Source organism: Parapedobacter lycopersici, from assembly GCF_024643285.1.
Taxonomy (GTDB): Bacteria; Bacteroidota; Bacteroidia; order Sphingobacteriales; family Sphingobacteriaceae; genus Parapedobacter; species Parapedobacter lycopersici.
Window position 1 is genome coordinate 141,249 of record NZ_JAMSLW010000006.1, and the last position, 26,219, is coordinate 167,467.

At 49.6% G+C, this 26,219-nt stretch carries 16 protein-coding genes; 11 read left to right on the top strand and 5 right to left on the bottom strand.

Going from position 1 to position 26,219, the window contains the following annotated elements; translation table 11 throughout:
* Positions 1-7 precede the first annotated feature (7 nt).
* The gene (locus tag NEV57_RS13370) at positions 8-2,020 is read left to right on the top strand and encodes a fibronectin type III domain-containing protein (RefSeq protein WP_257658840.1); all 2,013 of its coding nucleotides are present in this window, start codon (positions 8-10) and stop codon (positions 2,018-2,020) included.
* Positions 2,021-2,211: 191 nt separating this feature from the next.
* Here the strand turns inward: NEV57_RS13370 and NEV57_RS13375 are convergent, their stop codons facing one another.
* Complete coding sequence (locus NEV57_RS13375; protein ID WP_257658841.1) at positions 2,212-4,251, bottom strand: tetratricopeptide repeat-containing sensor histidine kinase; 2,040 nt, start codon at positions 4,249-4,251, stop codon at positions 2,212-2,214.
* Between the two features lie 286 nt (positions 4,252-4,537).
* Here NEV57_RS13375 and NEV57_RS13380 point away from each other — a divergent pair, with 286 nt between their 5' ends.
* The 6 genes from NEV57_RS13380 to NEV57_RS13405 all read left to right on the top strand — a co-directional run bounded on the left by NEV57_RS13380 (position 4,538) and on the right by NEV57_RS13405 (position 12,006).
* On the top strand, positions 4,538-7,762 hold the full coding sequence (locus tag NEV57_RS13380; RefSeq protein ID WP_257658842.1) for a sensor histidine kinase: 3,225 nt from the start codon (positions 4,538-4,540) through the stop codon (positions 7,760-7,762).
* Between the two features lie 12 nt (positions 7,763-7,774).
* On the top strand, positions 7,775-8,506 hold the full coding sequence (locus NEV57_RS13385) for a LytR/AlgR family response regulator transcription factor (RefSeq protein WP_257658843.1): 732 nt from the start codon (positions 7,775-7,777) through the stop codon (positions 8,504-8,506).
* A gap of 60 nt (positions 8,507-8,566) precedes the next feature.
* Positions 8,567-9,637: a hypothetical protein gene (locus NEV57_RS13390; protein ID WP_257658844.1), complete on the top strand. Its 1,071-nt coding sequence runs from the start codon at positions 8,567-8,569 to the stop codon at positions 9,635-9,637.
* A gap of 207 nt (positions 9,638-9,844) precedes the next feature.
* Complete coding sequence (locus NEV57_RS13395) at positions 9,845-10,330, top strand: hypothetical protein (RefSeq protein WP_257658845.1); 486 nt, start codon at positions 9,845-9,847, stop codon at positions 10,328-10,330.
* Between the two features lie 156 nt (positions 10,331-10,486).
* Positions 10,487-11,383: a hypothetical protein gene (locus tag NEV57_RS13400; RefSeq protein ID WP_257658846.1), complete on the top strand. Its 897-nt coding sequence runs from the start codon at positions 10,487-10,489 to the stop codon at positions 11,381-11,383.
* A 161-nt stretch (positions 11,384-11,544) separates the two neighbouring features.
* Complete coding sequence (locus NEV57_RS13405) at positions 11,545-12,006, top strand: LIC11966 family surface protein (RefSeq protein ID WP_257658847.1); 462 nt, start codon at positions 11,545-11,547, stop codon at positions 12,004-12,006.
* Positions 12,007-12,081: 75 nt separating this feature from the next.
* Here the strand turns inward: NEV57_RS13405 and NEV57_RS13410 are convergent, their stop codons facing one another.
* Positions 12,082-14,301 carry a sensor histidine kinase gene (locus tag NEV57_RS13410; RefSeq protein WP_257658848.1) on the bottom strand — a complete coding sequence of 740 codons (2,220 nt, stop codon included), beginning with the start codon at positions 14,299-14,301 and terminating at the stop codon, positions 12,082-12,084.
* A gap of 434 nt (positions 14,302-14,735) precedes the next feature.
* On the opposite strand from NEV57_RS13410, the gene NEV57_RS13415 reads away from it, so the two are divergent.
* Together NEV57_RS13415 and NEV57_RS13420 are read left to right on the top strand one after the other, a co-directional pair.
* Positions 14,736-15,965 (top strand): RsiV family protein, encoded by a 1,230-nt coding sequence (locus tag NEV57_RS13415; RefSeq protein ID WP_257658849.1) that lies wholly within the window; start codon positions 14,736-14,738, stop codon positions 15,963-15,965.
* 4 nt (positions 15,966-15,969) lie between these two features.
* Positions 15,970-16,599: a response regulator gene (locus NEV57_RS13420; protein ID WP_257658850.1), complete on the top strand. Its 630-nt coding sequence runs from the start codon at positions 15,970-15,972 to the stop codon at positions 16,597-16,599.
* On the opposite strand, the gene NEV57_RS13425 is transcribed toward NEV57_RS13420, so the two are convergent.
* The 3 genes from NEV57_RS13425 to NEV57_RS13435 form a co-directional block, all read right to left on the bottom strand.
* Positions 16,562-18,607, bottom strand: a complete 2,046-nt coding sequence (locus tag NEV57_RS13425) for a tetratricopeptide repeat-containing sensor histidine kinase (RefSeq protein WP_257658851.1) — start codon at positions 18,605-18,607, stop codon at positions 16,562-16,564. The two genes, NEV57_RS13420 and NEV57_RS13425, sit on opposite strands and share 38 nt — an antisense overlap.
* A gap of 112 nt (positions 18,608-18,719) precedes the next feature.
* Complete coding sequence (locus NEV57_RS13430) at positions 18,720-21,221, bottom strand: cation-translocating P-type ATPase (protein ID WP_257658852.1); 2,502 nt, start codon at positions 21,219-21,221, stop codon at positions 18,720-18,722.
* A 352-nt stretch (positions 21,222-21,573) separates the two neighbouring features.
* Entirely contained in the window at positions 21,574-22,764 is a 1,191-nt protein-coding gene (locus tag NEV57_RS13435; RefSeq protein ID WP_257658853.1) for a beta-helix domain-containing protein, read from the bottom strand.
* A 437-nt stretch (positions 22,765-23,201) separates the two neighbouring features.
* On the opposite strand from NEV57_RS13435, the gene NEV57_RS13440 reads away from it, so the two are divergent.
* Entirely contained in the window at positions 23,202-25,154 is a 1,953-nt protein-coding gene (locus NEV57_RS13440) for a sensor histidine kinase (RefSeq protein ID WP_257658854.1), read from the top strand.
* 651 nt (positions 25,155-25,805) lie between these two features.
* Positions 25,806-26,150, top strand: coding sequence for a hypothetical protein (locus NEV57_RS13445; protein WP_257658855.1), 345 nt, complete (start codon positions 25,806-25,808; stop codon positions 26,148-26,150).
* Positions 26,151-26,219 lie beyond the last annotated feature (69 nt).

The window sequence follows — 26,219 nt, forward strand, 5'->3', positions numbered from 1 at the left end:
GATAATTATGAAACCTGTTTTAATGAAATGTGTGTGGATGCTTATGGTGACTGGTCTAGTCGGCATTATGAGCAGTCGGGCTCAACAGCATAAGGCGGACGATCAAGCCTATTTCACCGGAACGGCTCCTGGACTCTATATGGAGTTCAACGAGGTAGCGGTGGCTCGCGCGGGACTGACTATTATGCGGAAAGGCAAAGCGGATGCCGACTATGTTCCTGTCGGAAAAACGGCCCAGCCGACCAGCAGTGCTGATTTTCACCGGCGGATGAGCGAGGCAGTTGACTTGTTTCCGGGATACAGTTTACCCGCTATGGAGCTTACAGATTCGTTATGGCAGGTGTGGAATGGTGAGGATGCCGCTTCTTTGTTGGGTGCCCGTAGTCCGATTATCCATTTGGCATTGGGATTAGGCTTTTTGGATACCGGTGTGGTAACCGGCCAGACGTATGCTTATCAATTCGTCAACGATACAGATGGCACCCGTTTTGAGTCAGAGCAGGTGATTTATGAACGGACATTGCCTTCATTTTCGCCGATGAAGAATACCGTTGTCGACCCCGGGGAAAGTCGGCCGCACCTGGAATGGCAGTCTGAACAAGGGAACGGGGCGATGCAATTTGACGTATGGCGGAGGATAAGCGGTTCGTCTGCCGATTTCGAAAAGCTGTTCACGCCTTCGGGTATAGTAGTTAATGCCAAGGGGGATTCGCTGACGTACCTGATCACCGATACCACGGCACTTTCGGGCGTGCGGTACGACTATTACCTCTCGGGCCGGGATGTTTTTGGTAATCCCGGTAATCCCTCGGACACCGTTACGCTGCAGGTAGGTGGACGCCGGAATGTCGAAGCGGCCTTCAATGTCCAAACGCAGGCAGTAGATAATGGGATACGGTTGTATTGGGCGCCACTGGAACAACGCTATGCGTTGCAGAATATCGTTATCCTACGGAGTGCAGTGTACGACGGCGGATACGAAACCATCGCGACGGTACCGGTGACGGATACGGCCTACATCGATCCGGATGTGTTAGGGGGAAAGAACTATTACTACCAGCTGCTGATACAGGGTGAGGCGAATTTCTCGCAGGCTTCCCCGCGGATTTCCGGAATTTATCAGGGAATCGTAAAACTATTACCCCCCCAAAACCTGGAAGGCAAGGATACACCTGAAGGCGGACGGTTGTCGTGGTACTATCCTGATACAACCAACCTGCGGGGATTTTATGTATACCGTACCTGGTCCATTACATCACCATTGGAACAGGTGAGCGGACTGTTGCCGCCCGCAACAGGTTTAAATTCTTACGTTGATAGCACACAACAGGGGTCGGGAGGCCATGCATATTACATGGTCGCTGCCGTGTCAACCACCCAGTCGCTGAGTCCACCCTCCGGCATCATCGAAGTATTAAGAGCAGGAAGCCGCGAATCGGTACCGGTAGAGGCACCCCGGGAACTGCGGCCGTTATGGCTTACCGACACGACGGTTTCGCTCACTTGGCTGGATTTGCATATCCGTTCGGAAAATGTGGTAGCTTATCGGGTGTACCGAAAGGAAAACGCGGATACCGCATTCGGTGACCAACCGGTACTGGAGACCGTTATGAATGAATTTATAGACACCCTGGGGCATGGACAACAGTACTGGTATGCCATCCGTGCTGTTGATGCTGCAGGCAACCTTAGTCCGGCAAGCCCGGTAGTGGAGCTTACATCACAATACCAAAAGCCATTACCGCCGGGCAGTGTACGGCTGGTTCCGGTAGAAGACGGAATGACGGTCGCCTGGGATACGGATGGCGGCTCGGACAAGATTCACGGCTACCGGCTTTACCGGGCATCGGCCCAGGGTGATGCCGAGCAGATTGCAACGGTGGATTCATCAGGTGAACAGGCCGGTTATGTAGATACGAATGTCGAAAGCGGAACCCGTTATTACTACTATGTCACTGCGGTTGATCGATATGGTGTCGAAAGTGAGTGGAGTGAAGAAGTATCTGCTACGATACCTTAACGGCTGTATCAGGCAGCTGTTCGCGGGTAATCAGTGGCAATGTCAAACAGGCTGCTATTCCCTGCCGGCCAATAGCTTCTCGATCAATCAGCATAAGTTGGGCATCGATGTTGGAGCCGTCCTGCAAGTATGCATCCGAAACGAGGTTAAGGATGTCGGGGTTAATTATGCATAGCCCAGTTGATGCACCATCAGATACCTTCTTTTACCTGAACCTTTTCATCGGGATTCATCGATTGAAAGTTAGCATAAACCAATGGAAGTCGCAGGCATACCCGCGTACCCGTTTTCCCGTTTTCATGGATTTCGTCGATCGTTAGGCTGGGACAGCTTTCAGGATGATGCAGCCGCAGCAAATCCAGTCGTTCGTTGATACCGCGAATGCCGATGGATTTCTCTTTGTAAGGTGCCGTTGCCGCCTTAGCTGCGGTGGCCAGGCCAATACCGTTATCCACTACCGTAATCAGTATATGTCCGTCGGTTTGCGTCATACGGACCTCCAGTTGGCCGCGGTAATCTGGTATATGACGCAAACCGTGCAGAATGGCGTTTTCTACCAGTGGCTGGATGAGCATGGGAGGTAATATGACCTTGGTGAGGTCGAGGGAAGGGTCTGCCTCAAACAGATAGTCAAATGTATGGTCAAACCGCACATCTTCCAATTCGACATACAGTTGCACGGCCAGCCACTCGCGTTCGGCTGTTACCATCGACTGGGTAGAGTTTTCGAGAATGATCCGCGTAAGCTGTGCAAACTGTTGAACCAGCTTACTGGCCGACCGTGAATCGTTCTCCAGGATATAACATTCAAGGGAGTTGAGCACATTGAATATGAAATGCGGGTTCATCTGCGCACGGATGGCCTTCAGTTCGCTTTCGGAGAGCTGCTGCTGGAAGAGTAATGTTTCGGCCTGCAGCGTGAGCTCTTGTTCGCGCATCTCGGTGCGCATCCGGATGCCGCGTAAACGCGAACGGTTGAGAAAGTAACCGGTAACGCCGCCGACCAACACAATGGCCAGTGCCCCGTAGAGCCACAATTGTTTGATTTGCAGTTTGTCTATGGCCTGTTGTTGGATGTATCCCTGTTCCTTAAGGTCGAAGTCATACTGCAACTCCAGTCGGGTGAGCTCTTTTTGGCTGGACTCGTTGTACAGGCTGTCCTTTAGCAGGGCATGTTGCCTGTTGTAATAGAGTGCGCTGTCGTATCGTCCGATCTGCTCAAAATAGCGGCTTAAATTTCCGGATGCATCACGTTGTACGTCGATGGCCTGTGCTGATTTTCCGAGTGATAGTCCACGCGACAAGTAGCTATAGGCCAGGGACAGGCTGTCCAGCATGATGTAGTTTTCCCCTATGCCGGTGCTATTAGCTGCGATGCTTCGTGCGTTGTCGAGCGTATGATTAATGGCCAATGCCTGTTTGTAGTACCCATTGGAGCGTCTGTAATCTTTCATCCGCGAGTAGTTGGAACCCAGGTTGCCATAAACTTTAGCGATATTTGCCTGGTCGTTTACCACCTGATTGGCGTATAACGCACTATCGAGATACTGACGGCCCTTTTCGTAATCCCCCTCATCCGTATACAGTGTGCCGAGATTGAGCAGGGCATAGGCTTCTATGCGTTTGTCGCCGGTTTCCCCGTTTTTTTTACGGGCTAAGAAGATGTATTCTTCCGCTTTTCTGAAATTTTTGATTTCCGCGTATATGGCCGACATGTTCAGGTAAATCATCACCGCAGTTGGACTGCCCACCTCATTAAATAATTGTGCAGCCTCCTGAAAATAAGCGAGTGCCTGTTGGTAGTTATTCAGTCGGTAATAAATGAGGCCGAGATTGCTGATACTCGCCGCTATCCCCTCTTTATGGCCAAGTTCCCGCTGCAACTCAAGCGACCGTGTGCCCCATATTTTAGCCGAATCCAGGTCGGACGTCACAATACGCGCAATCGCCTGTTGCGTATAGGCATTTGCCAGGTTTTTCCTGTCTTTCAACTGATTGGCAAATCCAATAACTTCCGTGGCGTACGCGATGGACCGCTGCGGGTCAGAAGTATGCAGCAGGTAAGCCAGGCCATTGAGCAATTCGGCGCGCCGGTCATCTTTTTGGGGGTGTGCCTGCAGCTCGGAAAGCAGGGAGTCCAGCGGCTGTCCCGGTTGGCAGAGGCCTGATAATACATAGCCAAGCACACCTAAAATGACACAAACGGACCTGCTGATTGATGCGTGAGACATGGTAAATGGATATGGTTGCTAACCAACTAATTGTTAGACTAAAATAGAAAAAAAATAATTCTTGCCAGCAATTGTCACTATTTATTCGCTAAACCATTTCAGCACTTCGCTCATCCAACATCACGATTTACGCATTAGCCCAGATTCAGCTTAAAAAAAGTGGAAATTTGTTGTCGGCAGGAATATTGCCAATCGCGATCAATGCGGATAGGTTTGTGATTATAAAGAAACATCGTGATATTTACAAAGACATAAATAATCTGTTAATTACCTGGTGCCTAATGAAATGAGCTTGCGTCTGGGGATATTGGTCGTTTGTTTTGCCGTACTCCAGGGGCACGGGCAGACTCATCTTTACCATTTCGAACATTATGCGGCTAAGGGGGTGCTGCCGGCCCTCCGAGTGAAAAAGATCGTCAGCGACAATCAGGGGATACTCTGGCTGGCTACCGATAAAGGACTTTGTAAATTTGATCAGCACACGGCCACTTTTTTGGTGCACGATCCCGAAAATGCCAGGTCCGTTGCCGATAATGACTTATCTGATCTGTATCGCGATAGCAGGGGTTGGCTGTGGATGACGACCTATACAAAAGGGCTTAGTTGCTACCGTCCCGATCTGCCTGCTGCAGAAGCGTTTACCAATTTTTCCTTTTTTGAGGAGCGTGGAAACGTAATTCCCATACACGCATTGAACAGTGTTATTGAAGACGATGCCGGCAATATTTGGTTTGGCGGCCAGGAAACAGATTTACTTCGCATGGATGGTAAGACACGCACCATATCACGCGTGAAATTAACAGCCGAAAGTCCGGTAACGGTTTTTAATTTCTTTAAAGACGGTGAGGGGATGCTCTGGATCGGAACGAGGCATCACGGTTTTTTCAAATTTGATCCACAAACCGGTAAGGCCAGCCAGTTTAACCGGCACCCTGGCACTGCGCCGTGGGAAATCGAGAACGGCGGGCAGGTATACCTGGAAACGGGGGGGATGCACTGGCTAAATTATTATGACAGCGGATTCAGCCGGTTGGATGTCCGCACCGGTAAATGGAATATGGATTTGCTGGCACTGGGCAGAAATACCCGGTTTTATGATAATAATATCCTGTGCGCAGCTATGCGGAAAGACGGCACCATATGGGCGGGTCACGACCGAAACGGCCTATACGTTTACGATACCCATACCGGCAGGCACGATCGGATCGGCTGGGCGAGCATCACACCTGCGGACACGACATCCGACGCTATTTCGGCCATTTATGTCGATAGCGTCGACAACGTCTGGATCGGAACAAAGCGGAAAGGATTGATCCGTTACAGCAACTATCAAAACCGGTTCCATACCCGGTACCCCGTGGAAACCTCCGCTAAAATTCTTCAGCTGATTGCCGCCGACGGCTATTGGTGGTACCTGACCGAGACCGGGTTGGGTAAATATAATCCCGAACGGGCAGTCACGGAAGCTTTGTTGCCATTGGCCGGTCTCTGGGTTAGCCAGGTGGCCCGGATCAATGGCCAGAATTACATTTCCACTTATGATCAGGGCGTGTGGACCCTCGGGGAAGGACAACGCCCCATGCCACTGCCGATTTCCGGATCTACTTATGGTTTCAGAGAAGCCGATTGCAATGCGGTATTGGCTGATACCATCGGTGGGGTACCACACCTCTGGATCGGCGCATGGAATGCCGGACTGTACCTGTATAATCAACTTACGCACCGGTTGGTGCGATACGATACCACGAATGGACTGCCCGACCGGAAAGTGGTCAACCTCGCCAAAGATGGAAAAGGCAATATCTGGATCGGGATGGATGGGTATGGCCTGCTGCGTACGACCGGCAAGGAACCGGTAAGTTTCCAGCAATACACCCATAACCCCAAGGATCCGAATAGTATTCCTTCCAACTACATCCGTGCCTTCTCCAAGGCAGCAGATGGGCAGGTCTGGATGCTTTCCGGTTACCAGGGTGTTACGGAAATCCACAATACGGCCGGTATTGCTTTTGCGAATATGCCTGACCGAAATCCCATGGTGTGGCAGTCCAGGCATCACCTGAAACAGGACGCAAACGGAAATTTTTGGATTTACACAGACGACGGCACCGTGTTGTTCGACGTCAAAACAAGGCAACACATTCAGCTGCTGCCTGGTATGGGCATTATGCCTGCCGGGGAACCGGAAGTGACGACCTTTGCCCCCACCGACGATGGCCGCATTATACTGGCTACCGCAGGTGGATTTATCGTGGGTAACGCCAGCGATGCGATCCGAAGACCAGCATTGCAACCTGCCGTTATCAGCAAATTGCAGGTCAATGACGAAGACTACAGCCACCTGCTGAAGGCGGGTGACATCAACCTGCGTGACGACCAGAATTTTCTGACCTTTTCATTGGCAGCCCCGGGTTATGAAAATATCGAACGCGTCCGTTTTTCCTATCAATTGCAGGGCATTGACCCCACCTGGCGAACGACTGCCTATGGCCGCTCGGACGTGTCTTACACGGATGTCAGGGGTGGCGACTACACACTGGTAGTGCGGGTGGGGGATGAGCTGGGTAACTGGGCGGATAACATCGCCCAACTTCCGTTCCGTATTCAAACACCCTACTGGCAGAGCCGTTGGTTTTATGCCACCATTGTCGGGGGCATTTTTTTGCTTACGTATGCCTTTTTCCGGTATCGGTTAAACCAATCCCGGAAAATCAACGGGATGCAGCTGGCATTCAATAGTAAATTGCAGGAACAGCTGGCCAGGCAGTCGGAAGAAATTCAGCGGCAATTGATTATGCTGGAGGTCGAACAGAAGGAACGGCTGGAATCCCAATACCGTCGCCGGATTTCAGAAAGTGAGCTTAAGGCCATCCGCGCCCAGATGAACCCACATTTCATCTTTAACGTGCTCAACTCCATTGAATCATATATTTTGGATCAAAATGCAAAAACGGCCAGCCAGTTAGTTCAGAAGTTTGCCCGGCTGAGCCGCCTGGTACTGGAAAACTCAACCTATAGTTATGTCAGTGTGGACCGTGAATGGACCGCGCTGAAATTATATGTGGAATTGGAGGCCATCCGGTTCAACCAGGAGTTTGATTATGTGTTTTCCACAGGTAATGATTTCGACATGAAAGACATACTTATTCCGCCGATGCTGGTGCAACCCCTGGTTGAAAATGCCATTCATCACGGTATCCGGCAAAATCTCGGATACCGGGGTAAACTGGAAGTAATGGTCAGACGCATGGAGAATAGCTACGTCTGTTTTACCATTATCGATAACGGTGTAGGTATAAAAAATGGCATTGTCCAACGGGATAATCCCTATAAGAAAACATCGGTTGGATTGGCTACGATCAGGGAACGTATTTCCCTGATTAAACAGCACGGGCCGGAATCCGTCGCCATGCTGGATCTTCAGGACCTTGGCGAACAGGGGAGAAGAGGTACAAAAGCGACACTTTACATTCCAATTGTCGCATCATCCACTTATCCGATAATCACCTAAAACGACCATATCATGCTCAAAGCAATTATCCTAGATGACGAACCGCGGGGCGGCAGACTACTAAGCCATAAATTGCAGCTTTTCGCTGCCGACATAGAGCTGCTCACTGTTTTTAATGACCCCTTTACCGCATTAAAAGAAATCGGCCGGTATCAACCGGATGTTTTGTTCCTGGATGTCGAAATGCCGGGCATGAACGGATTCCAGTTTCTGGAACGGCTGGCGGGATTCCAGTTCGAGGTCATTTTCACGACTGCCTATGACGCTTATACGCTCGATGCGCTGCGGCTTAGTGTGGTGGACTATTTGCTGAAGCCAATCGGGGAAGATGACCTGCGGCAAGCGATCGGTAGGCTGAAAAAAAGAATGGAACGGAAAAATGTACAAGCACTGAACACACCCGACCGGTTTTCCCGCAAGCGGCTATCACTGGCTACCGCGGAAGGGATTTACCTCATTGAAAAGACCCACATTATCCGGATTGAGGCCATGAGTAATTATTGCACCTTCCACCTCACCGGGAATAAAAAGATTGTGGTTTCCAAGACCCTGAAGGAATACGAGGCACAACTGGCCGGGGATACCTTTATCCGTGTCAATCGTTCCTCGATGATCAATATTAATTTCATTACCCGTTACCGTAAAGGGAACGGCGGAACGCTGGAAATGGCCGATGGTATGGAAATCGAGGTTTCGCCGCAAAAAAAAGACGAGTTGATGGCGTTGCTGTTTGACCCGTCCTGATTTATTTTATGCTGCAGTAAGGGGGTAACGCCACGTCGTTGTCATATATGGAAAAAGCATATGACGACAACTAACATTCTAGGTACAAGCCGAAGCGCATTCTTCATTATTCTATCGGCCATTTTAATCCAGGTAAAACCAATACAGGCCCAGTCCGCCGATGGGCGGGACACCATCCATCCCGTCCAGATTTCCTTTGTGCCCGGACTCAGTATATTGGGTAACGAAAGCGCGCAGGCCGTGAGCCGGTTCTCCCTTAATATCATCGGTGGATACACAGGAGGAGTAGCCGGGTTGGAACTTGGCGGCGTATTTAATATTAACCGGTCCGATGTGCGCAACGTCCAGCTTGCCGGGGTGTTCAACCGGGTTGGAAATACACTTTACGGGGTTCAGGCTGCCGGTGTTATCAATCAGATAGCCAGTTCCATGTCCGGGATCCAGCTCGCCGGTGCAGCAAACCAGGCCGGGGAGGTGCATGGGGCCCAGTTTGCCGGGGTAGTTAACGTTGCCCGCTCGGTTCAGGGTGCCCAGTTTGCGGGGGTGGTTAATATCGCACGCGGAGAAACCGGATCACAGATCGCCGGGGTGGTTAATGTCGGGAAAAATGTAAAAGGGGTACAGCTTGCCGGATTGCTGAATATTGCCGATAGCAGCGATTACCCCATTGGCCTGATTAACCTGGTCCGGAATGGTCAGAAAAGTATGGCAGTTGAAGTCGATGAAACCGGTACCGCCAGCCTGGTTTTCCGGTCAGGGGGCCGTGTACTGTATGGTGTGCTGGGCATTGGCTATCGTTTCGGAAATGATGGATATAACTATGCGTTGGAGGGTGGACTGGGTGCCCGTCTGATTCATAAAAACCGGTTTTCGCTAAACGTCGAAGCAGTGCAGCGCACGACTACCGATTTTGATACGTACACCCACATGGCTTCCCTGAAAATACTGCCAGCCTTCAGGCTCGGAAACCACGTGGAGATTTTCGGGGGTCCCACAGCCAACGTAAGCTATGCAGACGACGATGTGGTCTCCATGGATGCACCCGGCTGGGTATGGTACCGGCATCGGGGCGACCACGATGTCCGTTCGATGCATGGGGGGCTTATGGGCGGTATCCGGTACGTCTGGTAGCAAGGGCGTAAACGGCGGTTGTTAAGGCCCCTTTTTACCGGATATCAGGGATATTTCCGGAAGCAGGAAGTGTTTAACTTTGGAGGGTTGGATAGCTTAGCACCTGTTCAATAAGTGCATTGCCTATCGGCGCTGGAAAAAAGGCTAATCCGTCTTTAAAACAGTTGACAAAGTGCTTATTTCGATGCTAAGCAAAAATAAGGGTGTATGGGCATCGTTAATAAATTCATTGTCTTTGTTGTACTTGGTATTCCTGTTTTTAACACGACACATGCACAGGTTGTTAATGTGGGGATAAAATACGAAGAGCGAATCATGTTCCAGGCCGGCATCAATGTTCCTTTGATCTTTGATAATACCCGACCTTTTGATATAAGTTATGGTGTGGATTACACCTCACCTAATGCCATGGTGCCGTCAGGCCTGCAGGCACAGGCAACGGCCCTGTACTTTATCATAGACGATGAAAAGCTGTTTTTACTCGCCCTCGGCCTGAATGCCGGTTACCTGTTTGATTTCAATAAACAGTTTAATAACCAGTTCCGGTTTACGCCGCATTTGTATACGGAATTTTTTCTGTTCAATTGTAAAGTGGGATACGACTATATGATGCCGTTTAATAAAGGCTACCCCGCTGTTTCCATAGGAATCGGTGGCGGATACCTGTTCAGGCATTTTAAGATAGGACTTTGATATCAGGGTCCGTAACCGATGAAACTAGGAGCCCCGTAATGGCATCCAGTAGGTTGACTTGTGATCTGCAGTTTGCAGGTTTATACTGGATGCCGTTACGGGAAACCCCTGTTTTCAGGTATTGCATGCACATCGGGCGTATCCTAATTTTACGCCATGAAACTAACTGCTATTTTGCCTCTGGCCGCTACGATGCTTATTATGGCGTCTTGCAGCACGCCTGAACAGCCGAAAACAACGTTGTCGCTTACGACTAATGGGAACCCTGTAGATACCTTGCGTATCGTTGATGAATTAAAGGGGATGCTCTCGCTCACCGCCGGGCCGGAATCACCAAATCGGTCATTCACCATTACGGCTACCGGAAATCCGGACACGCTCCGGCTGATCATCCGGCCGGAATTAACCGCTGTCCATAAAACCGTCTTCGGTGAACTACTTGATACCCTTATCGGCCACCCATCTACCTGGTCTCCTGCCGCACTCACGCTGTTTTATACCGATAATGACCCGGAGATCGTTGAATTACTCCAGCTCGACAGTGTAAATGGCTACCCATTGGAAATTGATTACGCTTCTGCCCAATGGACTTACGAAGAAAAGCAGACGTATATGACCGGTCCACTTGCGAGCGGCGCGGCCATCTCGTACCTGGACTACCGGCTGAAGCAGCCGCTCCCCACTTCTTCCTATTCCCTGGGCCTGGACAACACATCAGGCGAGATCAGTGAGACAGCTGAGTTGATTTCGTCGATGCTCCAGGCGGCGGGACCGATTTCGTCGTCGTTCACGGTGAACAGTACAGATTCGGTTATCACACCCCTTTGGGATAGCCTGCGCGTCAACCATCGATTGCAGATCGACAGTACGCGGCTTGCACTAAACTGGGCGTACCTGGAATTCCCTTACCGGGAATTCTCAAGATATACCGACCAGGATACGATGATCACTTCGAGCATTGATAAACTGCGCAGTGCCCCTTCTTACATCTTCCATGCGCTGGTGGCACCCCGGCTTTCAGGAGTGATTGCCGGCTACCGGTGGGAACCCTGATCCCTGATGCTAAAGGGTGTTCTCACGACTATGAAACAGCCAATAAATCACTGGAAACCGCTATTTACCACTGTTCATCAGGCCATTACTTTTGTTTCGGTTTAACAGGGCTGCTTTGGCAGTAATTATTAATTAAAAAGAAAATAGATATGAAAAAATGGATGAAAAGTAGTGCAGTGTTGTTTGTGGTGTCAGTAGCTGTAGCCTGCGGTGGTGCCCAGGATCCGGCGGCGTACAACAATGAGTTGATGTTGACCATCAACGAAAATGAGAAACACATTACCGACATGAATGCCGCGATGAATGCCGCTGATTACACGAAGGCATCCGAAGTGCGTACAGCGTGGGAAACCAACCTGGAGAAACAAATTGAAAAAGTAGGAGAAATAGGTAGTTTCAATGGAGATAATACACTGCAGCAGGCCGTATTGCAAGGATTAAAGGCGTATGAAAAGATTGTCAAGGATGATTATCCGAAATTAATCGAGATCCGGAGCACCGGTGCGGACGACCCAGCCGCGGAGACCACCGCGTTAAATAACATCAATGACGCTTTTGAAAAGGCAGCCAATACGGTGAATGAAGCCGGAGCAGCGTTTGAGAAGCAACAATTGGAAAACTAAGCTGATTAACAGCTGCATTACCGTCACCGATAGATATATCGGTGACGGTAAAATAAACACCCCTTCCATTCGCGGCTAACCACCTGTAGCCTCAATACCAACACTTTCCGGATTGTTTGCTACAGGAAAATCAATCTCCACGGTTGTACCCATACCCGGCTCACTGATGAGATTAAGGTGTCCTTTCAGGTAATCCAGGCGCGATTGCACATTGTGTATACCGGCCGATTTGCGGCCATCCAGCGCGGCGGTGTCGAACCCCTTGCCATCATCTTCCACCGTAAGGTAAAGCGTATCATCGGTCTGCGCCAATTGAACCAAAATGTATGTGGCCTGCGCATGCTTCACGGCGTTATTCACCAGCTCCTGAATAATGCGGTATACGACCACCTGGCGATTGGTGTCGAGGCTGTCAGTATAATTGACGATTTCGGTGGCCACTTCCAGTCCGCTGTGCGACATCCGGTTGCAGTATTCACGGATGGCTTCGGTCAGTCCATATTTCAGCAGCAATTCAGGCATAAGGTTGTGTGCCACGCGACGGAGTTCATTGACAGCCGCGTCCAGCTGGTTCAGCGACCGTGTGACCTTTTGCATGGCCACTGGGTCAGCTAAACGTGGAAACACGCCGGAAAGCTCAATCTTGGTCCCGGAAAGCAGTCCGCCCAGCCCATCGTGCAGGTCCCGTGCCAACCGCGACCGTTCCTGTTCCTGCCCATCGAGCATAGCGGTCAGGTTGGATATTTCGTTTTGTTGCTGAACCTGTCCCATTTCCAGTCGATGTAAGTCTGTTTGCTGGGCCAATGTCTTCGAGCGTTGCCGGTAAGCATAGAGTAGCAATACCACCACGAACAGCGCAACGGCGAAGAGGACGATGTAGATGCGGTTGATACGGGATTTAAGCACCACTTCGCGTTGTGCCGATTCGAGTTCCTGTCCTTTCTGCTGGTTTTGGAGCCTGGCGAATGCCAGTTGCTGGTGCTGGTTCTCTTCGTTGAGCTTCATGACCTCAAGTGCCTGGCGCTGTTCCGCCGACAATGCGTCCATCAGCTTGATTTGTTGTGCTTTTTTTTCCGATTCCAGGCGTAAGTGGGTGAGCAGCTGTTCTTGTTTCTCCTTTTCGTACTGTGCTTCCAAACGGGTCGCCAGTTCCAGCTTTTCCGAATCGAATACATCGTAGACGGCAGTCACGTATTGCTTGTAATAATGCAGCGCCCCGGCAGGATCTGCCTGTTCTTCGGAAAGCTCTGCCAAGTTCCTGAAAATATGCGGAAGCGTCTCCATATTCATGGTTTTTTCCGCCGATGCGGCTGCCAATGCACCAAGCAGGTAGTTCTTCGCGTTTTCAGTATTCCCCCGGTAACGGGCGAGGGTGGACAAAATACCATAGCCCGATGCGATAAATTGGCTATGGTCGTATTGCCTGGCAATATCAATGGCCATCAATGCGTATTTTTCTGCCTCTTCCCGGTACAAAGGGTTATCCATGCTGAGGTAGAGATTTGCCAGATTGATGGCGGCATGTGCCAGGTTGGTGGGCGAAGCACCCATCTTTGACGGATTGCGCTCAAAGATGGTTATCGCCTTTCGGTAATAATATGTCGCGCTGTCAACAAACGACTGGTTTCCGGCGGCTTGTGCCATACGTGTTTCATACAGGTGTCCCATACGCATGTGTGCATCGAACAGGAGCGACGGATTATTCCGTTTGTTGGCCAGGTCCAGGTTAAGGAAAGCATACTTTGCCTGAAGGTCGGTTGCCCGCCAATTCGCATATATCCCATACAGTTCGCTATAAATCGAGCTTTGATACGTGTAGCCATCGGTATTTTCCAACAGGCGAAGTCCTTCCACAAACGCATTTACGGCGTCCACCTCGCGACCTTCACGTGCCAGCATCCATCCCTGGCAATAGTAAACATAACCCCTGATTTTCCGATCAGGGGTCCGGGAAGAGAAAACCAATGCACTGTCGATGTATCTGCCAGCTTGGGCAGAATCACCCAGTATAAAGGTGTTGAGTGCACGGAGTCCATATAGGTAGGCGGCGTATTTGCCGTCCTGTCTTTTTCTAGCCAGCTGGATGTTTTCTTCCAGTACCGCAATCGCTTCCTGCTGGCGTTCGTTAAAAAACAGTGCGCGGACGTAGGGGCCGGCCTGGAAAAATTTATCGCCGTTTTCATAACTGGCTTGGTGGTATGCCCCCGCCAGTACGTCCAATGCTTCCTGTGCATGGCCGGTCAACGTGGCCAGGCAACACGCGAACGAGCAGATCAATATGGCTATTCTATTCATTGCTTCCGGTAATCGCCCACATAGGGCCGTTTCTGTGTTTAGTTGCTTTGTTCCCGGTATTCCTGTTGGGTCTCCCAATCCACATAAAACCGGACATGGTCGAGCGGAATGTGGGTGAGATGACCATATTCAGGTGCTTGTCGACATAACCATATCGGCCGTCGGCCGCTAAATAGAGGAAATAGTCCATCGTATCGGCACGTTGTTCGCGGGGGTGACGGTGCAACAGCTGAAATACAGGTGCCGGCCGTTGTATTAAGTGCAACGGCCAGCACCAGGGTAATCATGTGCACATTACCATTTTGCATGGTGCAAAGTTAGCGTGGGCCGGCTGGGGAAAAAATAGTGGAAATCAGGGGTATTACCGAAAATCCCTGATTTCCGTGATGACGTAGATTTTTTTTGTCGGTACTTTTGTGCTCCAGTGATAACAAATGAAACGATTACCTTTATGCTGTCTTTTACTGTGCTTGGCAACAGGGCTCTTTGCACAATCTCCCGGCTATTACCTGCTTGAAGGGAAAATAGGCAGCCGTGCCGCCTGCATGGAAATTGCTGTTTATCCGGTACAGCATGACAGGTTGCCCGAGGAGATACCACCGGTATCGGCGTATTATTATTTCCTCGATGAGTATCTGCCGATAGCACTGTATCGCAGCACTGACGCGGACGATACAGGTGTGTTTTCCTATAAAAATGCCCGGACAGCATCCCTGGTGCTCAGTACCTGGTCGGACGAGGGCGACAACCAGGTATTTACCGGTAATTTCGAGGACCGTTCGTATCGCGGTAAGCTGGCCATGGGAAAAGACACCATTGCTTTCGATTTCCTGCTATCGGATAAAGGCGGGGTTGAGCGATTTACTCCTTTTGAGCGGCATCGCATCGTCACTGTCGGGTCAGACAGCCTGAAGGAACCCCTCGAGGGAACCATGCAGTTCCGTGGATTCCTGCCCGATGACGGGCGGCTGGCTGAGGCGTTTACATCCTTCATCACAGGCGGTGCCTTTACCGATTTCGGTGTGCTCGCCGAGGAGCAGATCGGACTGTTCGAGGAGGGGTATCAGGCAGAGATGGCGGAGCTGCTGGAAGAAATTGATGAACAGTTCAGCTATACCCTACACTATGAGTATGCGTATTCAGTTTACCCGATGCTCAACACGACCGATTACCTGATTATGGGTTACAATACTTTTAGTTATACTGGCGGTGCGCATGGAATATCTTCACAACGCTTCTACACCTATCGTAAGGGCGACAAAAGATGGCTTCAATTGGAAGATATACTTGATGTCAGCCAGGAGGCAGTGATTAACGCAGTGCTGGATGCCGAGTTGCGCAAACAGTATGGCATCGCACCGGACGTGAAGCTCAGCGATGACAAACAGGGGATTTTCATTGCCGATTCGATACACTATTCTTCGAACTTCATTCTTTCTAAACAGGGCATCACGTTTCATTATGGGTTATACGAGCTGACACCCTACGCTTACGGATACTTCAGTTTATTTGTGCCGTATGAAAAGCTAAGGGCGGTGCTGCGCGCCGGATTCCGTTACGATTCGGTATCCGTCCCGGTGCGAGCCTCCCGAAAACCGGCTGTTTTTCAGTACAATCCGGTTGATCCGGGAAAATACGACAAGTTTTATACAGTGAATTTTTGAATTTATGGTATCCATTTTCATTACGGACGATCATCCGATGGTACTGGAAGGATTGAAAAACGTACTCTCCGAGGCTGATAACCTGACGGTTGCGGGCTGCTTTGCCAATGCGGCAACAACATTGGAAGCTATTGAATCAACACCCCCTGCGGTGTTGCTGCTCGACATCAACCTGCCGGATATCAACGGCATTGACCTGGTTAAAAAAGTGAAAACCCTGTCGCCCGCCACGCGCATTATTGCACTCAGCGTGCACAATGAATATGCGGTGATCAACAGCATGTTCCAGGAGGGCGCCGATGGCTATATCCAGAAGAATGCGATCGGAGAGGAAATCGTGGAGGGAATCCGTGCCGTTGTCAATGGCCGGCGGTTCCTGTGTTCACAGTCGGCTGAGATCATGAAGCGGAAGACCACGGAAGGGTTGAAAAGTGTACCCAAGATTACCCGGAGGGAAAAAGAGATCCTCCATCAGGCGGCCAAGGGACTTACCACGCAGGAGATTGCCGGAGTGCTATTTATTAGTCCCCATACAGTCGAAAGCCATCGCAAAAACCTGATGGAGAAGTTTGAGGTTAAGAACCTGGCATCTGCCATTAAGCTTGCGACGGAGTATGGGCTGATACATACGTAACCGATATCGGACATTCGACGGTAAACGTAGTGCCCACACCTTTGTCAGAACGGATATCGAATGTACCTTCCAATAGGGTGGCGCGCATCGCTGCATTACGGAGTCCTGCACCCGTTACAGCATATTCGGTATCAAATCCTTTCCCGTTATCTTCCACCACGAGCGTGACAGTGGTGTCTGTTTGCTGCAGCTGCACCAGTATTTCCGTTGCCTCCGCATATTTAGCACAGTTGTTGATCAGTTCCTGGGCGACACGGTAGAGTGTCATTTCCCGTGATTCCGTCAACGGTTGGCTGTAACGAAAGACCTGATAAAAGACGGGAACACCCGAGCTTTTCAATTTGTCGCAATATTCCCGTAATGCCTCCGCTAAGCCATAGTTAACTAACATGGATGGCATCATGCTATGGGCGATGCCGCGGAGCTCTTCCACGGCCCCATCAACATTGCGGGTCACGGAAGCTAAATGCGGGCGCTGGATATCATCTTTGGGCAAAGCACCGGTAATCCGGGACAGGTCCATCTTAATGCTGGAAAGCAGGCCTCCCAGCCCGTCGTGCAGGTCGCGCGCCAGCCGCTCGCGCTCCTTTTCCTGACCTTCCAGCAGGGCCGATAGTAACGAGTTTCGGTGCGCCTGTTCCATGTGTTCCACATCCATGGTGTGCATGCGCTGCTGCTGGACCAATAGTTTACGTTTATTGCGGTAAAGCATGAAAATCAGGATACAGCTGGCCAACAGGGGGAAGGATATCCCAAGCAGTAATCCGATATACCAGCGGTTGCGTTCGATGGCAAAATCTTTCCGTTCATTCTCGCGTTGCAGCACGAGCAGGTTCTTTTCCGCTTCGGCCAGTTTATATTTTTCCTCCATCTCGTGAAGGTTTCTTGTTGTTTCGGCATATTGCAGGCTATCGGCGAGTTCGATGTATTGGTTCAGGAATTGGTACGCCCGCTCCGGCTGCTGCAGGCGGTGTTCCATGCGCGATAAGGCCCTAAGTGCTTTTAATTGATAAGTGCCCACCTGGTTGGTCTGACTGATCTCCAGCAGTTCATCCAGCAAAGGCCGGGTTTTGGCGAACTCATTTTGCCGCTCATACAGCTCCGAAAGATGCAACAGGATGTCGCAGGATGTATACGTGTCGTTGTATCGGCGGGCGAGGGGTAGTCCCCGCCGGAAGGCTTGTTCCGCAGCCGCCAGTTCACCGGCTGCCAGGTCGAACCGCCCTTTCATGTTGTAGTAGTCTGCCCATTTGCGATGCGCGGCATCCAGGTGCTTCAGGTGCTGGTAGGCACTGTCCAGGTAGGCGACTCCCCGCGCATCAAACAATGTGTCTGCACGGAAGCCATGTCCTGCGAGGATAATGTAGGTGTCGGCAATGTCGCCGTGCGGGATTGGTTTTAACTGGTTGTACTGGTCGACTGCGGCCAGAAAATAATGCGCTGATTTAATGTATTGCTGCTGGTTGTTGAACAGGATGCCGATGTTGGTGTTTACCAGGGCAAGGGATTCGGTGTCATCAAGCTGGTTAAGCAAAGGGAGTACCTCCAGGTACCCGCTCAATGCTTCATCAATATGATTACGTTGCCACGCGATATTGGCGGCGTTGATGCGGCTTTTGGAGAATAGCACGCGTGCATTTCGTGAAGTGTCCTGTTCGATAAGTTCCTGCACGAGGTGATTATAGCGGTCAGCTTTTTCCGTACGGTAATGATCATAATGCCAGGAACCGATATTGAGGTAGGTCTTTGCCTTACTGAGTGGATCCCGGCTCTCGCTGGACAGCTCAAGCACCTGTTTCCACAACGATAACGCGCTGGCCGAATCATTGTGCGGCACGCGGCGGGCCATTTCTGTCAGGATGGCGATTTTGGCGGAGTCCGTGGTTGCTTTTCTGAATTCCTGCGCGAGGCTGTCTGTTTGGAACAGCGTGGCTTTCGCGGTACCGATTCCAAGGAGATATACAGCAGACACAATGGCCAGCCAGCAATGAATGCCAAAATTATTCATGGGCCTTCCCGTTTAATGGGCCGCAAAATAATAAATATAATCAGGTAATGGTCTTGCTGCCCACTCGCATGGCCTCTAAACCGCGATTTTCGTCAGCAGAAGGATGAACTGGTCAAGAACGCATTCTGCGGAATAGTTTATAAACCTCAATCCACAGCACGGAAACCACCGCAATGGCAAAGCAAGCCCCCAATTCCGTTGCACGCAGCGGTGTCACGTTAAAGAATCGGGACAGCGGTTCCACATATAGGATGGCGAAGAGCATGATCAAAACCAGCGCCGTAATGCCCGTGAGCAAGGGATTACGGCTTCTGAGACGCTCGAAAATACTGTAAAAGAACGAGCGATTGGCAAAGCTCAGCAGGATGTTCGCAAAAATAAGCGTGGTAAATACCATCGCCCTCGTCTGTTCCTCGCTTCCGCCGTTTTGAACACTTTTTTGGTAGGCAAACAACACCCCTGCAGTAATCACAAGTCCCTGTACAACACTGATGATCAACTCGTGTCCATTCAAAAACGTGTCGGTCATGGTCCTGGGCGGCCGCTGCATGGCATTCCTTTCCATCGGTTCGTTCTCATAGACAATGGAACAGGTGGGCCCCATCACCAGTTCCAGAAAGATTACATGGACCGGCGTAAAGATCTGCGGGAATATCCAGCCCAGAAACAGGGGCAGGGACACCGTCAGGATAATGGGTATGTGGATGGAGATAATGTATTGAACGGCTTTTTTGATGTTGGTATATATCCGCCTTCCGGCAGCTATACCGGTGATCAACTTGCCGAGGTCATCGTTGGTAATCACCAGGGCAGCGGCTGATTTGGCAATTTCCGTCCCTTTGTTGCCCATGGCCACCCCAATGTGGGCCGCTTTCAGAGCCGGGCCATCGTTTACCCCATCGCCCAGCATAGCCACCACTTCGCCCCGTTTTTTCAGTGCATTTACTACGGCCAGCTTGGCTTCGGGAAACATTCGTGTAAACAGCGTGGTGCGTGCCGAGAGCTGCATGAGTTCTTCTTCTGAATGATTGATGAGCTCGCCGCCGTTTACAGGCGGGGTATCGCTAACGATACCCGCTTGAGCGGCAATGGCGTTTGTGGTGTCTGCATTATCACCGGTAATAACCTTGACGGCGATCCCGGCTTCGTAAATCCGTTGGAACACATCTTTGATGCCTTTCTTGGGTGGATCATAGAAGACCGTCAGTCCCAGAAATTCAAATGGAAAATCCTGCTGTTTTTCGGGGAATCCGGTTCCTTCAAACAGCGACCTGGCTACACCCAGTATACGGTATCCCTGCGCTGCGAATGCTTTTATCCGGTTTCTCACCCGCTCCTTTTCATCGGCCGAAAGCCGGGATACGTTAAGTATGGCCTCCGGAGCGCCTTTGGCAGCTATGATCCGGTTTTTGTGGGTGTCCTCGAAGAGATGTGTCATCATCGGTGGTTTCCCTTCGAGGGGATATTCATGGAACATATGGTAGTCACCCCGCAGGTCGTCGGACTGTGTTTGCTCATATACGCCGTGCAGCGTCTTCTCCATGGGGTCAAATGGGGCCGGTTCGCTGCTCCACATCGCGTAGCTGATCAGGGTAGACAACGCCGGGTCGTTGAAGGATGAGGTATCGTATGTCTTGTCGGTCTGGAAAACATACAGGTTGATCAGCTGCATCGAATTTTCGGTAATCGTACCCGTTTTGTCGGTGCAGATAACCGTAGTACTGCCCAGCGTTTCCACGATGCTGCTTCGCTTGATGATGATGCCCTGCTGCATGAGCTTCCAGGCACCGAGCGCCATGAAGGTGGTGAAAGCGACCGGGATCTCTTCCGGCAGAACAGACATCGCCAATGTAAGCCCACTGAGTAGGCTGGCAATGAAGTCTCCGGTCTGATGATACCTGAAAAGACAGACCATCAGGAAAATGACAATACCGACAATGGCCATCGTTTTTACGAATCTGGTGATCTGGAGCTGTAGGGGAGAAGGCGCTGCTTTTATGGTCAGCAGGGATTCGCCAATCTTGCCGATACGGGTCTCCTTCCCGATTTTCGTAACCTCGAAAATGGCCAGTCCTGAAACCGTGAGCGTGCCGCTGTACACTTGATTGTCTTCCGACTGGCTATCCTTGAATACGGAGAAGCTCTCGCCGGTAAGCGAAGCTTCGTTCACGGAGAAATCGTTGCTGTGTACAATGCGCCCATCGGCGTTGATTATTTTTCCCTCCTCAGTAATGCAGAGATCGCTCACCGCAATCTCATGGGTGGGGATTTCCACAACGGTTGAATTCCGGATTACCCGACTCAGCGGCTCGTTGAGTTTTTCCAGCGCTTCCAATGCTTTTTTGCTGCGGTTATCCTGATAAAAGGAAATGGCGGAGATCGCAACGATAGCTACAAACATAAACGCTGCCTCGCCATAGTCGCCAACCACAACGTAGATCAACGAAATGACGATAAGCAGGATGAGCATCGGTTCTTTCAGGATGTTGATGAGCAGCGACAACCAGGAGCTTTTGCGAACCGCATCTAGCTGATTATAACCATATTGCTTTCGGGAAGCAGCTACTTCGTTGTCGGTGAGGCCTTTCAGGTGGCCGGGAATGTGATAGGACATAGGCCGGGTGTGTTCTGACAGATTAAAGCTACGGATTATTTGTAAGATTAAAGCCGTCAAATGCTTAAGTTTTTGGCGGATGTTGGCGCGATTGTGAACGTCCATCCTTTTTTTGCCAACACATTGTGGGATTTCAGCCTGTCTTCTGGATTGGATAAATAGCCAATACCGATTTATCAAGCTTTTCGGCAGGTGACACGGAGACAGAAAAGACATGGGTCAGGTTAAATTGGTGTCAAAAAAGAATGGTTACCTCATTGATAACCATTCTTTCGTAGTAGCGGCAAGTTGTTAAGTTTATTGTGTCATTATCCAGAACTAAAATTAAGGGCGTGAACAAACGCCCAAACTACTACGGGCGATCTGCATACAAGATATTATCGCCTGCTGCCCATACATCATCCCGCCTTCCGGAGGACGCCCGGGTAACAAAGCCATCCCAATCGCCGATGCTGGGCGAAGTCGCCGTCCCATTGCCGTTACTGTCGCCCCCATGTGCGTCGTCGTGAAAAGAAGTGAGCGTAGCTGTGGGATGCAGGTTGATGATGCGGATATCATCCCACCCGTTGATACCGGCACTGACACCTGGAAATTTAACGACAACATTGGGTCCGATCGTTATGGTATGCGGGGTTTTTGCTATATGGGAATTCCCCCCGGTATACACATACGGCACTTCGGTATGCCCCCAGGTTACATCAGCTTCCTGATGCTCCATGCCGAACATATGGATGATGTTCCGATCATTCTGCTCTGCCGGATTATCAGGATTATGAAATTTATTGCTTGCATCCACAGGAAAATAGGAATTGATCACCATCGGAACATCGTTATCGTAGAATATGTTGTTGGTAAATTGGATTGCTTCCGGATTGGGTAGACGTTGTATAAAGACTGCCTCGAAAGTAGCAGAAATACCAGGGCTCCCCGGATTCAAATATTTTTTGTCCTCGCCAAGAGTATGCGCAAATACACAATGATCAAAAGTAAAGGCACCGCCCGCGTCATTGTCAAACCAAACCGCCGAAGAAGTCCCATCACCTGCTCTACCTCCGGCGTATAGAAAATCTGCGTAAGTAAAACTATGGTTGTTTCCACCATCGATCGTAATGCCCCCCCAGTCGCCTCTGGCCGGCTGGGTGTCAGCTCCCTCTGCCTGCATGTTTCCGCAATGTGTACGATCCGTATACGAAGTAAACACAATACGCTTATTCGCTGTGCCGTTGGCAATGATCCGGCCGTTTTTGCCCGGACGAACCACCATCGAAGAACCGCTGTCGAATTTCATAACCGTGCCGGGTTCAATGGTTAGTTCGGATTCGATTTCTACGCTGGTAATACCTTTAAACAAATATACTCTATCGGCTGTCCAAGTGGTGGGTTCTGTGATTCGGACGGCCGTATTGACAAATTCTTCGACCAGTGCACACCCTGTATCTTCGTCGACATTGATGCCGTCGTTGATGTCATCGTTCTTGGCGCAGCTTGCCAGGGTAGCTCCCGCCAAAAACATGATTAATGTTTTTCGGATTGTTGTTTTCATTTCTTTTACTTCTATGGTTTATATTTTTATGGGAATGAAGATTTGCAGAGTGTATTGCCACTGCCTTTTCATTTGGTAAAAGCAAAAGTATAACAGCGGGGTCCCACCCGCTACCCCCCAAAGGGGGTTTTTGTGGAAGAATAATATGGAACGACCGTGACCAGTAAGGTGTTGCGGAGGGGAAATCAGGGGAGGCCCTAATAGTTGAATAACCGGTTTTATATTCGAGCTGTTATCAGGTATAAAATCCAGTTGTAATTCCGGAACGGAATCGTTGATAACGTTTTATTCCCGATAAAATAGGACAATTAAACTTCGGGAGACTGGGGATTTTCCATATTTTGCGTCGATTTCGATTGCCCGGATGATTGATTATTATTGTCAGAATCGGGTCGGAACTACTTTAAGCCAATTTGCGACCTTTTAGAACAACTTCCATGAAAGCCAAATCCCGTCTGCCACAAAGGAGTTTCTATTTCTTTATTGTGTTCTTTCTACTCCTGGCCATTCAAAACCAGATCGCAGCCGGACAATCTGTAACCCAGGCACAGGAGGAGTTTGAACAACTCGATCAGGCCTACTATGCAGATCGTATCTCAGCGGATAAGTATCTGGACAGCGTCAACAGGCTGACCGATCAACACCTGTCGGAAGGAATCCATTTTAAGACCCAGGAATTGGCTGATGTCCTTAGCCTGTTCAAAGAAATCGCCTGGAGCGAGAAAGCATACGGCCACTACCGGAAAAACTACTATGTCATTTTTCTTAACAATGCCAGTATGTTTGAAGAAACCGGTGCAGCTATGTATTACGCCGAGAAAGTAAATCAGGAATATAAAAGAAACGGTGAGAAGTCCCCATTGATTGAAGCTTCAACAAAAAGCCAGATCTATATGGAAGAAGAATTGTATGATAAAGTAATTGCCCAATATATAAAGGAAAAACCCTACCTGGAAACCCTTCCGAAGTTGCTGCTGAAAAACGAGATCGATATTCCAACAGGAACGGAAGCACTTACCATCCTGTCAGCAGGAGTTATTGACTCCTATATCAAGACCGGGGATACGGCGGCTGTCTACCAAACGGCTCAATTGATCAATGAGATTGGCAATGCGATTAAACTCAAACGTCCTGTCAACAGGCAATACATGCTTTTCAATGACTTTTTTATGCTTGTAACGAAATATTATATTGCGCTGTTTGAAGGTGAGCAGGATAAAGTAGGGGGTGTATTGGATAGCCTTGCAGCATTGAAAACGGCTTATCATGACCAGGCAACAGGCTTTATCAATCAAAATCTTTTTCCTTGGCGAATAGATCATTACCTGGCTATAAAAAATACAGACAGTGCCGGTGTATACATCAAAAAGTACGAGACATCCCCCCTTTTTGTTAAAAACCAACAAGCCAAGGTTAATGAGTATAAAGCCATGCTACGGGCCTTGCAAGGTGATCTGCATGGAAGCAACAAATGGCTGTCTCTCGCCCTGGCAGACGAGCGAAAGGCACAGGCCAAATTGATGGCAGAGATGACCGATTTGCTGTATGCCTATACCGAGGCTGAAAACACGAAAATCGACCTTCAGCAATCGGAAGCAGTCAAACGGCAGCGGACCAGTTGGCTGATGGTTATTTCATTTGCTTCGGTGCTAATCGTGCTGGCCATTTATCTCACCATGCTCCATCGCAGCAGGAAAGCGAAAGCGCAGATAGCGGCCCTGAATGAGGCAGCTAATATCCAGATCATTGCGATGGAAGAAGCCAAGCACCAGGCAGTCAGGGATGAACAAAAACGGCTCGGACAGGACCTTCATGACGGCCTTTCTTCGTCTATTGCGGCCATCAGGAATCAGTTGGAGTTACTATCAATGGATACCGAGGACATTGTTTTGAGAAGCAAATTGGGCAGATTGCAATCAGAAACGGCAAACGTCTATGAAGTTGCCCGGAGAAAAAGCCATAAATGGTTCAACGAGGCTGATGAACAAGAGGTTTCGTTTGAAAAACAGATCAGGCTACTTACAGACAATGCCTTGCCCGATAACCGATACAATAAAACTATTCACATTGACGACAATTCACTGGCCAATGTGAATACAGATACTAAAATTGCCTTATTCCGTATCATCCAAGAGGCAATCACAAATATAATTAAGCATGCCAGGGCGAAGAATATAGACATCCTAGTGTATCAGGACGAAGCCAGCCTGATATTGACGATCAGTGACGATGGCGTAGGGTTAGACAAAAAGAAATTTGCAGACAAAAAAACAACTATCGGTCTGGCGTCTATCCGTCGTCGAGTTCAATATTTGAATGGTAAAACTAACATTCATTCAAGTACAGAAGGAACAGAGATCATTGTATCTATCCCATTGATTCCATTGTAATCAATAGTAGTTCCTTTTATCATCTTTTAGGCTGCGTACAATGATTGGTTGATTGTTTAAAAATCAGTTAGGTCATACGCTGCCCCGAATGCGTATCGGAATCTGAAGTGACCTTATAGTCCCTAGAAAGAAATGCGGCCCAAAGAGACGAAAGTTGAACCCAAAAAATAACAAAAAAGAAAAGAGGCATACCAAAACTTTGTCTGGATTTTGCCTCTTTTTCCTCTTTAGTAGGGGCAAGTTTACAAATGTCGAACTTTTTAGCCGACTACGAAGCAGTCCTCTGCGCGAAAAGCCTAATTAAGTAATCTCATTTCCGGATGATATTGAGGAAGTGTTCGGCGGATTTACCTTCTTCCATAACCCTCTATAACTTCCACGGTAATCGCCTCACCCATCTTTAGGGCATATTGGTTGCCTTTACCGTGTTGGGCGGGAAATCCGTTGGTACCAATATTACTTTTTCCATGCTTAGTGTTTTAATTGAATAAAAATACCTGCTTTCCCGAAAGTATCGTGTTGGATGTGTATGGTATATTACGTTTTGTTCAGCTTATCGGAAGAGAAAGGGTTTGGTCTTCCATCCATCGGGTTTTTACCTTTTGGGAGTTTCGATACACATATTGATACAACAATGGTGGAAACACGCTAATGGATACATTGGAGACGAGAAACAGACGCATGAGCAGGGTAGGTAAAGTCGAGCTGGCGGGGCGGCTGAACGGTCCGGAGGCGAAGGTGCATGTGGTTGAAACCGAAGGCGTCGTGTGCCGACTTAAAATCCTTTTTGGCGGCGAGGCATTGTTTTTTTCCATAGATGGGAAGTCGCTTTTTTTTGACGACTTCTCTATGCAGAAAGCTGCGGCCCGATCTGGCAGTATGTGTTGCTGGATAGAAGGGGAAGGCATTCGCGATAAGCGTGCGGTGCAAACGAAAATCCGTGAAGTTTACTACCGATGCTATAAACGTGTTTTACAAATCCTTGGAATGGGTTAACGTATCCACCCAGTAAACTTACTTCTTGGACGGCGCCAACTCGCGCAAAACGTTTTCGGCGTTGTCAGC